The organism is Nocardioides gansuensis, from assembly GCF_003076135.1.
Lineage (GTDB): Bacteria > Actinomycetota > Actinomycetes > Propionibacteriales > Nocardioidaceae > Nocardioides > Nocardioides gansuensis.
Genome location: NZ_QDGZ01000001.1, coordinates 689,781 through 702,697, shown reverse-complemented (window position 1 = coordinate 702,697; position 12,917 = coordinate 689,781). Strand labels below are relative to the sequence as shown.

Annotated in this window: 13 protein-coding genes and 1 pseudogene; 2 read left to right on the top strand and 12 right to left on the bottom strand. The window is 69.7% G+C overall.

Features of this window, described 5'->3' with window-relative positions; genetic code table 11:
• From rplC to DDE18_RS03280, 11 genes and pseudogenes are all read right to left on the bottom strand, one after another.
• Positions 1–666, bottom strand: a complete 666-nt coding sequence (rplC, locus tag DDE18_RS03330; protein ID WP_116570774.1) for a 50S ribosomal protein L3 — start codon at positions 664–666, stop codon at positions 1–3.
• 11 nt (positions 667–677) lie between these two features.
• Positions 678–986, bottom strand: a complete 309-nt coding sequence (rpsJ, locus tag DDE18_RS03325; protein ID WP_008360994.1) for a 30S ribosomal protein S10 — start codon at positions 984–986, stop codon at positions 678–680.
• 382 nt (positions 987–1,368) lie between these two features.
• A complete protein-coding gene (locus DDE18_RS03320; protein WP_133241136.1) occupies positions 1,369–2,151 on the bottom strand; it encodes an alpha/beta fold hydrolase in 783 nt (260 codons plus the stop codon).
• 10 nt (positions 2,152–2,161) lie between these two features.
• Positions 2,162–2,896, bottom strand: a complete 735-nt coding sequence (trmB, locus tag DDE18_RS03315) for a tRNA (guanine(46)-N(7))-methyltransferase TrmB (RefSeq protein ID WP_245916416.1) — start codon at positions 2,894–2,896, stop codon at positions 2,162–2,164.
• A gap of 230 nt (positions 2,897–3,126) precedes the next feature.
• Complete coding sequence (tuf, locus tag DDE18_RS03310) at positions 3,127–4,320, bottom strand: elongation factor Tu (protein WP_116570772.1); 1,194 nt, start codon at positions 4,318–4,320, stop codon at positions 3,127–3,129.
• A gap of 83 nt (positions 4,321–4,403) precedes the next feature.
• Complete coding sequence (fusA, locus tag DDE18_RS03305) at positions 4,404–6,515, bottom strand: elongation factor G (protein ID WP_116570771.1); 2,112 nt, start codon at positions 6,513–6,515, stop codon at positions 4,404–4,406.
• 77 nt (positions 6,516–6,592) lie between these two features.
• Positions 6,593–7,063, bottom strand: coding sequence for a 30S ribosomal protein S7 (gene rpsG, locus DDE18_RS03300; RefSeq protein ID WP_116570770.1), 471 nt, complete (start codon positions 7,061–7,063; stop codon positions 6,593–6,595).
• A complete protein-coding gene (gene rpsL / locus DDE18_RS03295; protein WP_107771884.1) occupies positions 7,063–7,434 on the bottom strand; it encodes a 30S ribosomal protein S12 in 372 nt (123 codons plus the stop codon). The genes rpsG and rpsL overlap by 1 nt, the downstream gene beginning before the upstream one ends.
• A gap of 195 nt (positions 7,435–7,629) precedes the next feature.
• Positions 7,630–8,868, bottom strand: a pseudogene (locus DDE18_RS03290) (MFS transporter); the annotation flags it as partial.
• 40 nt (positions 8,869–8,908) lie between these two features.
• Entirely contained in the window at positions 8,909–9,358 is a 450-nt protein-coding gene (locus tag DDE18_RS03285) for a MarR family winged helix-turn-helix transcriptional regulator (RefSeq protein ID WP_245916415.1), read from the bottom strand.
• Between the two features lie 152 nt (positions 9,359–9,510).
• The gene (locus tag DDE18_RS03280) at positions 9,511–10,992 is read right to left on the bottom strand and encodes an NCS2 family permease (RefSeq protein WP_116570768.1); all 1,482 of its coding nucleotides are present in this window, start codon (positions 10,990–10,992) and stop codon (positions 9,511–9,513) included.
• A gap of 197 nt (positions 10,993–11,189) precedes the next feature.
• Here DDE18_RS03280 and DDE18_RS23295 point away from each other — a divergent pair, with 197 nt between their 5' ends.
• Together DDE18_RS23295 and DDE18_RS23290 are read left to right on the top strand one after the other, a co-directional pair.
• Positions 11,190–11,477 (top strand): DUF2530 domain-containing protein, encoded by a 288-nt coding sequence (locus DDE18_RS23295; RefSeq protein ID WP_245916413.1) that lies wholly within the window; start codon positions 11,190–11,192, stop codon positions 11,475–11,477.
• On the top strand, positions 11,474–12,076 hold the full coding sequence (locus DDE18_RS23290) for a class I SAM-dependent methyltransferase (RefSeq protein WP_116570767.1): 603 nt from the start codon (positions 11,474–11,476) through the stop codon (positions 12,074–12,076). The genes DDE18_RS23295 and DDE18_RS23290 overlap by 4 nt, the downstream gene beginning before the upstream one ends.
• A 12-nt stretch (positions 12,077–12,088) precedes the next feature.
• On the opposite strand, the gene DDE18_RS03265 is transcribed toward DDE18_RS23290, so the two are convergent.
• Positions 12,089–12,862, bottom strand: a complete 774-nt coding sequence (locus DDE18_RS03265) for a DUF3027 domain-containing protein (protein WP_245916412.1) — start codon at positions 12,860–12,862, stop codon at positions 12,089–12,091.
• Positions 12,863–12,917: the final 55 nt, after the last annotated feature.

Genomic DNA, 12,917 nt, shown 5'->3' with positions numbered 1-12,917 from the left:
TCAGGCCTCCTGGGTCTTCTTGGCGGCCGAGCGGAGGACCACGAGGCCGCCGCGGGGGCCGGGAACGGCACCCTTGAGCAGGATCAGGCCCTTCTCGGCGTCGACGGCGTGCACCGTCACGTTCTGGGTGGTGACCGTGTCGTTACCCATCCGACCCGACATCCGGGTGCCCTTGAAGACGCGACCCGGCGTGGCGCAGGCGCCGATGGAGCCCGGCTTGCGGTGGTTGCGGTGGGCGCCGTGCGAGGCGGAGACACCGGAGAAGCCGTGGCGCTTCATCGTGCCGGCGAAGCCCTTGCCCTTGCTGGTGCCGGTCACGTCGATCTCCTCGCCGGCGGCGAACAGCTCGGGGCTGAGCTCCTGGCCGACGGTGTAGGAGGCGGCGTCCGCCGTGCGGATCTCGACCACGTGACGACGGGGCGTCACGCCGGCCTTGGCAAAGTGGCCCGACTCGGGCTTGTTGACCTTGCGCGCCTCGATCTCGCCGTAGCCGACCTGGATGGCGTTGTAGCCGTCGGTCTGGGGCTGGCGGACCTGGGTCACGACGTTGGTCGCGGCAGCGATCACGGTGACGGGGACGACCTTGTTGTTCTCATCCCAGAGCTGGGTCATGCCGAGCTTGGTGCCCAGCAGGCCCTTCACGTTGCGTTCGAAAGTGGCAGTCATGTTGTCCGACCTCAGAGCTTGATCTCGATGTCGACGCCGGCAGGCAGGTCGAGGCGCATGAGCGAGTCGACGGTCTTCGGCGTGGGGTCGATGATGTCGATGAGGCGCTTGTGGGTGCGCATCTCGAAGTGCTCGCGAGAGTCCTTGTACTTGTGGGGCGAGCGGATGACGCAGTACACGTTCTTCTCGGTCGGCAGCGGCACGGGGCCGGCGACCTTGGCACCCGTGCGGGTGACGGTGTCCACGATCTTGCGCGCCGAGGTGTCGATCACCTCGTGGTCATAGGCCTTGAGCCTGATGCGGATCTTCTGTCCCGCCATAGGTCTCTCTCGTCCTTATCGATCTCGTACGCCCCGCGTGGGGTGTACCGCGTGTGCTGGTCTGTTCTCGATCCGGCTCCGGGTGGTGCCGTCCCGCCTGTCTCTCCACCACCCACCCTCCGACCCCCGCGGTCGGGCGTGTCGCGCAGTTTTCGCACAACACGAGACGCGTGGATCTCGATGGTGTTTCTTCGGTGGCGCCCGACGGTTCGTCGAGCTGATCGGGTCTCCTGGACGGTGCGGCCGCACGCCAACTACCGAAAGCGATCAGGAGACGCGATTCAGTAGTCAATGTGGTCGCACCCCGGCGGCCCGCCGGAGCAACCGGAACATCTTGGCAGACATGTGCGGGGCACACCAAATCGGAACGGTTCCGGGCTGCTCACGAGCGGAGGACGAAGTCCAGCACCCGCTCCCCCACCGGGGTCAGTCTGCCACGCAGCGTGGTCACCAGGCCCCAGCCGTGCCCGGCCCGCGCCCGGTGGAACCGGGCCCCGGTCCGGTCCGCGAGCCGACGGGCCGCTTCGAACGCCTGCGCCCCGTCGGTGGGCGCGAAGACCACCAGGCCGGGCTCGTCGACGTCCCCGGCGACGTCCAGGAGCCGCGTCTCGCCCCACGCCGGCGGCCCGGACAGGTCCACCCAGACGTCCACGTCGGCGCCTCCTGCGACAGCCTGGACCGCCAGCGAGCCGCCCATCGACGCACCCACGACGACCACGCGGCGTACGCCCAGGTGGCGGAGGTACGCCGCAGCGAGGTCCACCTGGTCGGCGATCGGAGGCTCGGGGCCGCACTCGGAGGCGCCGTAGCCGCAGACGTCCATCAGCACGCTGGTCACACCCGCCTCGGCCGTGGCGGTCGCGAGCATGCCCCACCCGCACCCCGAGTTGCCGAGCTGGTGCAGGTGCACGACGCCCACCCGGCCGGCCTCCTGCGGGCCGAGGACGCCCGCGGCGAGCCGGACGCCGCCGTCGCCGAGGACCACGTCGTCGCGGACGGGCGCGTCCTTCGGGAGCGCGCCGATCCCGGTGCCGCAGCGCTCGAGGAACGGCTCGGGGCCAGCCGCAGGCGCACTCGAGGGCACTGCGTCGGGCGTGCTGCCTGCGTCCGGCCCGGAACAGGCGCCCAGGAGGAGTGCGGTCACGACCACGAGCGTCCCCCTCACGGCGGACAACCTAGGGGCGCCCGGGGACACGGCGGTAGAGAAGGTCGGTGATCTCCCGGCCGGCGGCGAGGCCCTTGCGCTCGAACCTGGTGACCGGGCGCTCCGCCCAGCGCTCGACGACGCCGCCCTCCAGGCTCGGGACCGCGTCGAGCACCTCGACCATCTGCTGTGCGTAGTCGGCCCAGTCGGTGGCCAGCCGCCACCGGCCGCCCTCGACGAGGCGGGAGGCGGCGAGCTCGGCGTTCGGGCGGGTCACGAGGCGGCGCTTGTGGTGCTTCTTCTTGTGCCAGGGGTCGGGGAAGAAGGTCCACAGCTCGGTGATGCTCCCCGGGCCGAGGAGGTGCTCCAGCGACCACACCGCGTCGACCGAGCAGAAGCGGACGTTGTCGGCCCCCGCCTCCGCGACGCGCCACAGGCCGTCGGCGATGCCCGGACGCCAGACCTCGAAGGCGAGCACGTTGACCTCCTGCCGGGCAGCGGCCAGCACGGCCGTCGCCTCGCCGACTCCGGAGCCGATCTCGACCACCAGTGGCGCCTCGCGGCCGAACCACTCGGCGAGGTCGAAGCCCGGCTCGTCCACGGCGGTGTCCGGGATGACCCAGCTCTCGTGGTGCGTCTCCCAGGCCTCGGCCTGGCGCGGCGTGAATCGGCTGCCCCGCCGCGAGTAGGTCAGCACCTCCCGCATCCGCCGGCCCTCCTCGGTCAGCTTGTGGTGCGGGCGGGCGGGTCGGACGGGCTCGGTCACTCCCCCATTGTCCCGGTCACCGCGGCGCAGACCGCATCCGGGCCGACAGGCGCGGAGTGGCGGTTCGGGTTGAGGAGGGCCGGCTTCCGCGCCGGGATCCCGCCCACACGCGGGGCAGTCCGCGACACGCCGTCCCCGCCAGCGTACGGAGCCGCGACGTGTCCCCGTCCCGAAATGCACTGCGGCCCCGGACTCGGGGAGTCCGGGGCCGCAGGGATTGAATCAGTCGATCACTTGGTGATCTTGGTGACGCGACCGGCGCCGACCGTGCGACCACCCTCGCGGATGGCGAAGCGCAGGCCCTCGTCCATCGCGATGGGCTGGATCAGCTCGACCGACATCTCGGTGTTGTCGCCGGGCATGACCATCTCGGTGCCCTCGGGCAGGGTCACGACACCCGTGACGTCCGTGGTGCGGAAGTAGAACTGCGGACGGTAGTTGTTGAAGAACGGGGTGTGACGGCCACCCTCCTCCTTCGAGAGGATGTAGACGCTCGCCTCGAAGTTGGTGTGCGGGGTGGTGGTGCCCGGCTTCACGACGACCATGCCGCGCTCGACGTCCTCGCGCTTGGTGCCACGGAGCAGCAGACCGACGTTCTCACCGGCCTGGCCCTCGTCGAGGAGCTTGCGGAACATCTCGACACCGGTGACGGTGGTCTTCTGCGAGCCCTCGCGGATGCCGATGATCTCGACCTCCTCGTTGACCTTGACGATGCCACGCTCGATGCGGCCGGTGATGACGGTGCCACGACCGGTGATCGTGAAGACGTCCTCGACGGGCATCAGGAACGGCTTGTCGGTGTCGCGCGCCGGGGTCGGGATGTACTCGTCGACCGCGTCCATGAGCTCGGCCACCGACTCGCCCCACTTGGCGTCGCCGTTGAGGGCCGGGAAGGCAGCCACGCGCACGACGGGGATGTCGTCGCCCGGGAACTCGTACTCGGAGAGGAGCTCGCGCACCTCCATCTCGACGAGCTCGATGAGCTCCTCGTCGTCGACCATGTCGCACTTGTTGAGCGCGACGACCAGGGCGGGCACGCCGACCTGGCGCGCGAGCAGCACGTGCTCACGGGTCTGCGGCATCGGGCCGTCGGTCGCAGCAACCACGAGGATCGCGCCGTCCATCTGGGCCGCGCCGGTGATCATGTTCTTGATGTAGTCGGCGTGACCGGGGCAGTCGACGTGGGCGTAGTGACGCTTCTCGGTCTGGTACTCGATGTGCGCGATGGAGATCGTGATACCGCGCTGGCGCTCCTCGGGAGCCTTGTCGATCGAGTCGAACGGCGACTCCTCGTTCAGGTCCGGGTACTTGTCGTGCAGGACCTTCGAGATCGCCGCGGTCAGCGTCGTCTTGCCGTGGTCGATGTGACCGATCGTGCCGATGTTCACGTGCGGCTTGGTCCGCTCGAACTTCGCCTTAGCCACTGTGGGCTCCTCCTGGTTGTTGTTACTTGACTCGTGTGGTGGGTGTGGTGCGGTGCCGAGGGTCCGGCTGGTGGATCAGCGAACTACTCGCCGCGGACCTTCTTGATGATCTCGTCGGCGATGTTCGTGGGAACCTCGGCGTACGAGTCGAACTCCATCGAGTACGACGCCTGGCCGGAGGTCTTGGACCTCAGGTCGCCAACGTACCCGAACATCTCGGACAGGGGCACGAGGGCGCTGACGACCATGTCGCCGTGACGCTCCTCCTGTGCCTGGATCTGACCCCGGCGCGAGTTGATGTCGCCGATCACGGTGCCGAGGAAGCTCTCGGGGGTCGTGACCTCGACGGCGAACATCGGCTCGAGCAGGACCGGCCTGGCCTTGCGCGCGGCCTCCTTGAAGGCCTGGTTGCCGGCGATCTTGAACGCGAGCTCCGACGAGTCGACGTCGTGGTAGGCGCCGTCCTCGAGCGTGAACTTCACGTCGACCATCGGGTAGCCGGCGAGGACGCCGAACTCCATGGCCTCCTGGCCGCCGTGGTCGACCGAGGGGATGTACTCCTTGGGCACGCGGCCACCGGAGACGTTGTTGACGAACTCGTAGCCCGCACCGGTGCCGGTCTCGGGGTCGATGTTCGGCTCGAGCGAGATGACGACCTTCGCGAACTGGCCGGACCCACCCGTCTGCTTCTTGTGGGTGTAGCTGTGGTTCTCGACCTTCTGGCGGATCGTCTCGCGGTAGGCCACCTGCGGCTTGCCGACGGTCGCCTCGACGCGGAACTCGCGCTTCATGCGGTCGACGAGGATCTCCAGGTGGAGCTCGCCCATGCCGGCGATGATCGTCTGGCCGGTCTCCTCGTCGGACTTGACCGTGAAGGTCGGGTCCTCGTCGGAGAGGCGCTGGATCGCGGTGCCGAGCTTCTCCTGGTCGCCCTTGGTCTTGGGCTCGATGGCGACCTCGATCACCGGGGCGGGGAAGGTCATCGACTCAAGGACCACCGGGTTGGCCGGGTCGCACAGGGTGTGACCGGTCTTGGTGTCCTTGAGGCCCATGACGGCCACGATCTGGCCGGCGCCGACCGACGCGATCTCCTCACGCTTGTTGGCGTGCATCTGGTAGACCTTGCCGATCCGCTCCTTCTTGCCGTTCACGGAGTTGACCACGGAAGAGCCGGCCTCGAGCTTGCCGGAGTAGACGCGGACGTAGATCAGCTTGCCGAGGTGCGGGTCGGAGGCGATCTTGTAGGCGAGGCCGGAGAACGGCTCGTCGTCGGACGGCTTGCGCGTGATCTCCTTCTCCTCGTCGTTCACCGCGTGGCCGACGATGGCGTCGATGTCCAGCGGGGAGGGGAGGTACTTCACGACCGCGTCGAGCAGGGGCTGGACGCCCTTGTTCTTGAACGCGGTGCCGCAGAGGACCGGGTTGAGCTTGTCGGCCAGGGTGGCGCGACGGATCGCGGCCTCGAGCTCCTCGACGGTGAAGGACTCGCCCTCGAGGTACTTCTCCATGACCGCGTCGTCGGCCTCGGCGAGCGTCTCGAGGAGCTTCTCGCGGTATTCCGCGGCCTGCTCGGCGAGCTCGGCCGGGATCTCCTCGACCTCGTAGTCCTCACCCATCTTGGTCTCGCCGCGCCAGGTCAGGGCACGCATGCCGACCAGGTCGACGACGCCGAGGAAGTCCTGCTCGGCGCCGATCGGGAGCTGGAGGACCAGCGGGGTGGAGTTGAGGCGCTCGACCATCATGTCGACGCAGCGGAAGAAGTCGGCACCCGTGCGGTCGAGCTTGTTGACGAAGCACATGCGGGGCACGGCGTACTTGTTGGCCTGGCGCCACACGGTCATGGTCTGCGGCTCGACGCCGGCGACACCGTCGAAGACCGCGACGGCGCCGTCGAGCACGCGCAGCGAGCGCTCGACCTCGGCGGTGAAGTCGACGTGGCCGGGGGTGTCGATGATGTTGATCTGGTGGTTCTTCCACCAGCAGGTCGTCGCGGCTGACGTGATGGTGATGCCGCGCTCCTGCTCCTGCTCCATCCAGTCCATCGTGGCTGCACCCTCGTGGACCTCACCGATCTTGTAGGTGATGCCGGTGTAGAAGAGGATGCGCTCGGTGGTGGTGGTCTTGCCGGCGTCGATGTGCGCCATGATGCCGATGTTGCGGACCTTGTTGAGGTCGGTGGTGATGTCGACAGCCACGAGGAGTCTCAGTCCCTAACGAAAGTAGATGGGGCGGTGGGTGGCGCGCGCCGCCGAGGCGGCGCGCGCCACGCGGGTCACCAGCGGTAGTGGGCGAAGGCCTTGTTGGACTCGGCCATCTTGTGGGTGTCCTCGCGCTTCTTCACAGCGGCGCCGAGGCCGTTGCTCGCGTCGAGGATCTCGTTCATGAGGCGCTCGGCCATCGTCTTCTCGCGACGGTCGGCCGCGTAGCCGACGAGCCAGCGCAGCGCCAGCGTGGTGCCGCGGTTGGCCTTGACCTCGATGGGGACCTGGTAGGTCGCACCGCCGACGCGGCGGGACTTGACCTCGATGGCGGGCTTGACGTTGTCGAGCGCGCGCTTGAGGGTCACGACGGGGTCGGTGCCGGTCTTCTCACGGCACCCCTCGAGCGCGGTGTAGACGATGCGCTGCGCGACCTGCTTCTTGCCGTCCTGGAGGACCTTGCTGACGAGCTGGGTGACGACCTGCGAGCCGTAGACAGGGTCGACGACGACGGGGCGCTTGGGCGCGGGACCCTTGCGAGGCATTACTTCTCCTTCTTCGCGCCGTAGCGGCTGCGGGCCTGCTTGCGGTTCTTCACACCCTGGGTGTCGAGAGAGCCGCGGATGATCTTGTAGCGGACACCCGGAAGGTCCTTCACGCGGCCGCCGCGGACGAGCACGATCGAGTGCTCCTGCAGGTTGTGACCGACACCCGGGATGTAGGCGGTGACCTCGACGCCGCTCGACAGGCGCACGCGGGCGACCTTGCGAAGGGCGGAGTTCGGCTTCTTCGGGGTGGTGGTGTAGACGCGGGTGCAGACGCCACGGCGCTGCGGAGATCCCTTCAGGGCAGGCGTCTTGTTCTTCGACACCTTGTCCTGGCGGCCCTTGCGGACCAGCTGCTGAATGGTGGGCACCGGGTGGTTCCCCTTCGTTTCCTCTAGTCACGGCCCGACACCGTGTCGGGCTCGGGTGGTGTTGCGGTGGTGCGAGTGCGGCGGATGTGCAGCAGTCCGGGACTCCCCTGTGGAGGGCAGCGGGTTGCGGGCACGCACAATGGTCTGGGCAGGCCAGACACAAGGAATGAGACTACTCGGCCCCCGCGAGGGGGGTCAAAACGACAGCGCGGACTCCCGGACGGGGTCCTCCACCCGCGTCCGGCGCCGCCTGGCGAGGAGCAGGAACACCGCGGTCGATGCTGCCACGCCAAGCAGGGTGGCGACTCCACCGCCCACGAGCGTCCAGCGGGCGCCGTACGTCTCCCCCACCCAGCCGACCAGCGGCGCGCCGAGCGGGGTGCCCCCCATGAAGATCATCAGGTAGAGCGACATCACCCGGCCGCGCACCCCGGGATCGGTGTGCAGCTGCATGTAGGCGTTGGCGCTCGTGATCACGGTCAGGGCGCTCAGGCCGAGGAGGGGCACGATGGCGGCGTACGTCGCATAGGTGGGCATCAGCCCGGCCGCCACCTCCACCACGGCGAACCCGATCGCGGCGCCCACCACCACCCGGTGCCGGACCCGCTCGCGCCGGGCGGCCACCAGGGCGCCGGTGAGCGACCCGACCGCGACGAAGGTGCCGAGCAGGCCGTACTCGGTGGGGCCCTTGCCGAAGACCTCGGTGGCCATCAGGGCGGAGGTGAGCTGGAAGTTGAGCCCGAAGGTGCCCAGGAAGAAGACGACGGCGAGCACCAGCATCAGGTCCGGACGGCTGCGGACGTAGCGGACGCCCTCGCGGAGCTGTCCCCGGCCGCGCGTCGTCGGAGCCGGCGAGTCGAGCAGCCGGGCGTCCATGCTCCGCAGCGCGAGCACCGGGGCGGCGTAGCTGAGGCCGTTGAGCAGGATGACCCAGCCCGTCGCGACGACGCCTCCGCCGAGGCCGGCGATCAGGAGGCCGGCCAGTGCGGGACCGACGAGGCGGGCGGCGTTGAAGCTCGCGGAGTTGAGGCTGACGGCGTTGGTGAGGTCGTCGGGCTGCACGATCTCGGACACGAAGCTCTGGCGCGCGGGCGCGTCGAAGGCGTTGGCCACGCCGAGGGTGAGCGCGAGGACGTAGACGTGCCAGGTCTCGACGGTGCCGGTGACGGCCAGGAGGCCGAGGAGCAGCGCGGGGCCGGCCATGCCGAGGTTGGTGAGCTGGAGCAGGCGCTGCTTGGGGATGCGGTCGGCGACCAGGCCGGCGATGGGCGACACCAGCAGGAACGGGAGGAACTGCAGCCCGGTGGTCACACCCAGGGCGGTGCCCGACCCGGTGAGGGTGAGGACCAGCCAGTCCTGGGCGACCCGCTGCATCCAGGTGCCCGTGTTGGAGACGACTCCCCCGACGGCGTAGCGGCGGTAGTTGGTGTTGGCGAGTGAGCGGAACGTGGGACTCGTGGTGGCTCCTTCTGGGTCAGTCGGCCTGCGCGAGGCGGTCGAGGATGGGGGCGGCGGCCCGGAGGACCTCCCGCTCGTCGGGGGTGAGTGCCGCCAGCCGGCGCGTCAGCCAGGCGTCGCGGCGCCGCCGGTCGGCGAGCACGACCTTGCGGCCCTTGTCGCTGAGCGAGACCACGACCTGCCGGCCGTCGGTCTCGTGCGGGCGCCGTACGACGTAGCCGCCCTCCTCCAGGCAGGTGACGGTGCGGGTCATCGACGGCGGCTGCACGCGCTCGGCGCGGGCCAGCTCGCCGATCGACTGGTCGCCGTAGCGCATGAGGAGGCCGAGGACGGCCATCGCGCCGATGCTCAGCTCGTTGTCGGGGTGTCGCTCGAGCGCGAGGCGGCGGCGCAGTCGCATCACTCCCACGCGGAGCTCGGAGGCGAGCCCGGCATCGGTGGCGGCGACTGCTTCGACTGTCGGCATGATGCTTAGCATAACTCATTACCTGTGCTAACCATTCCGCCAGTCGGCTGGTCTGCGCACGCGAACGGCACCGAGTCGGCGCATCTGCGCATGGGAGGTGTGCAGACGCGCCGACTCGGCGGGGTGGGACTGTGCAAACCAGCCGACTCGGCTCAGGAGAGCCAGGCGCTGATCGGGTTGATCGCGAAGTAGACGACGAACAGCGTGGCGACCACCCACATGAGCGGGTGGACCGAGCCGACCTTGCCGCGGACCAGCTTGATGAACACGTAGGACACGAAGCCGGCGCCGATGCCCACCGAGATCGAGTAGGTGAACGGCATCAGCACGATGGTGAGGAACGCCGGGATCGCGATCTCGAGGTCGTCCCACTCGATGCCTCTGACCTGCTGCATCATCAGGAAGCCGACGAGGACGAGCGCGGGGACCGCGGCCTCCGACGGGATCACGGACACGATCGGGGCGAAGAGGATCGAGAACAGGAAGAGGACGCCCGTCACGACGCTGGCGAGGCCGGTGCGCGCACCCTCGCCGACCCCCGAGGCGCTCTCGATGTACGACGTGTTGCTGGAGACGCCGGCAGCGCCGCCCGCGGCCGCCCCGATCGAGTCCACGACGAGGATCCTCGTGGTGTTCGGCGGCGTGCCCTTCTCGTCGAGCAGGCCGGCCTCGGCCCCGATCGCCGTCATCGTGCCCATGGTGTCGAAGAAGTCGGCGAGCAGCAGCGTGAAGAGCAGCAGCACCGCGGTCACGACGCCCACGGTGGCGAACGAGCCGAACGGGTCGACCTCGCCCAGGGTCGCGAAGTCCGGCCTCTGGAGGAAGTCCTCCGGCACAGCCGGGATCGTCAGCATCCAGCCGGTGACGTTGTCCGCGGCGGAGCCCAGGTCGCCGACCGCCTCGACGATGATCGCGACGATCGTGGTGACCACGATCGAGATGAGGATCGCGCCCTTGACCTTCCTCACCCAGAGCGCGACGACGAGGAGCAGGCCGAGCGCGAAGACGAGTGCCGGCCACCCGGCCAGCTGACCGGTCGGGCCGAGCTGCACGGGCACGGTGGTGTTGGCGGCGTCGGGGATGCGGCGCACCCAGCCGGCGTCGACGAAGCCGATCAGGGCGATGAAGAGGCCGATGCCGACCGAGATCGCCACCTTGAGCTGGGCGGGCACGGCGTGGAACACGGCCGTGCGGAAGCCGGTGAGGACCAGGACCAGGATGACCACGCCCTCGAGGACGACGAGGCCCATCGCCTCGGCCCAGCTCATCTGGGACGCGACCGCGAACGCGACGAACGCGTTCAGTCCGAGCCCGGTGGCCAGGGCGAGGGGATAGTTGGCGACGATGCCCATGAGGATGGTGAGCACACCGGCCACCAGCGCAGTGCCGGCCGCGATCGCAGGCAGGTTCGGCTCGCTGCCGCCGCCGAGGAACTCGCCGTTCGCGTCCTGGGCGAAGCCCAGGATCAGGGGGTTGAGCACGATGATGTAGGCCATCGTGAAGAACGTGACCACGCCGCCGCGGATCTCGCGGGCGACGGTCGACCCGCGCTCGGTGATCTTGAAGTAGCCGTCGATGCCGCTGCGCTGCGTGGACCGCCCGGGGGCTGGAGTCTGCTTGCTCACGAAATGCATCGTGGCAGATCTGCGAGGCGCTCGCGCTCCACTGCGTGCAGACGCGCCGACTCGGCGCCCGCGCCGTGTGCAGACGCGCCGACTCGGCGCCCGCGCCGTGTGCAGACGCGCCGACTCGACGCCCGCGCCGTGTGCAGACGCGCCGACTCGACGCCCGCGCCGTGTGCAGACGCGCCGACTCGGCGTAGGTTGGTGGCGTGGAGCTCCGCGACGACAACACCACCGCGCACGAGATCGGCAACCGCACCTACATCGTGGCCGACGTCGAGCCGCTGGACGTCGACGGCGTGCGCACGGTCGAGGTCGGTACGGCGGTGTGGCTGGTCGCGTTCATCGCCCTGCTCCCCTTCTACGGCACGCTCGAGGAGTCGGGCCGCCTGTGGTGGCTGTGGACCTGCCTCGCCGGCTTCGGGCTCGGTCTCTTCGGTCTCGAGTACTGCCGCCGGCGCCGCAAGGTGCGCGCCGAGATGGCGGCCCAGCAGTGACCACTCCCCCGACCCGCTGGGAGCTGGCGGGCGAGGGCAACCGCGGCTACGGGGAGCACTTCGCCGCGCTCGTGGCCCAGGGCGCGGACGTCGACGGCGAGGCCCGGCTGGCCGACGCCCTGGTTCCGCGTGGCGCACGGATCCTCGACGTGGGCTCCGGCATGGGGCGCATCGCGGCCTCGTTGCGCCGCCGCGGGCACGAGGTGGTGGCGACCGAGCCCGACCTGGAGCTGAGGGCGCAGTCGGGCCGTACCTATCCCGACCTGGAGGTGCTGCCGCACGAGGCGCTGGCCCTCGACCCCGGCGAGGTCGGCCGCTTCGACCTGGTGGTCGTGGTGGGCAACGTGATGATCTACCTCGGTGAGGGCACCGAGCGGACCGTGCTGGCCCGGCTGCGGGAGCTGCTCGCCCCGGGTGGACGGATCCTGGCGGGTTTCCACCTCACCGCGGTGAAGAACGGCAGCCGGTCCTACCCCGCCGAGGAGTTCGTGGCCGACTGCGCGGCAGCGGGCCTGCGTGTCGAGCACCGGTTCGGCAGCTACGAGCTGCACCAGCCGAACGACGAGTACGCCGTGTGGGTGCTGTCAGCGGCGGACTGAGCCGCCACCAGCTCAGAGGGTCTCGAACTCGTCGTCGGTGAGGCTGTCGTAGACGTGGTCCGGGATCGGGATCGGCTGCTGCTTGCGCGCCAGCTTGACCTCGGAGTGGGCACCGCAGCCGTGGTCGAAGGAGACCACGCGGCCGTCGTCGTTGGCGTTGCCGTTGGCGCAGACGCCGAACAGCTCCGACAGCGGGCCGGCGAGCCGGGCCAGGAAGCCGCAGGTCGCGCACGTCTCGGGTGCGTTCTTCGCGAGCGCGGACTCGGGGCCTCCGGGACCGGAGTACCACCGCTCCGCCGCCAGGTCGCGGCCCTCGGGGGACAGCGTGCGCACGCGCCCGAGGTAGAGCTCCGTGGCGACCTGGCGCACCTGCGCCTTGGCGTCCGGGTCGAGCGGGTCGTCGCCGTAGGAGTAGGTCGGGACCAGGCGCGGGTCCTCGTCCTCCACCGGCAGCAGGTCGCCGGGGGAGAGGTCACCCGGCTGGATGCGCTCCCTGTAGGGCACCCACGGCGGCGCGACGATCGCGTCGGCACCGGGGAGCAGCACGACCTCGTTGACGGTGGGCTGCTTGTGGCGCTTGGCGCGCGAAAGCGTCACCGACCACACCCAGCCGACGTAGCCGGACCGCGTGCACGCGAACTGGTGGGTGACGACCAGGTCGTCTTCGGCGACGGCGCCGAGGTGCTCGCCGACGTCGCCGGGATCCGCTAGCTCGAGCACGACGGAGCGTGCGAGGTCGACGGCCTTGGCCAGGGTGGCGTCGGGCGCAGTCTGAAGGGCGATCACCGGCGCATCATGACAAATCCGCGGGCCGCTGTCGCGTCCGGGGCCGCCACGTCCG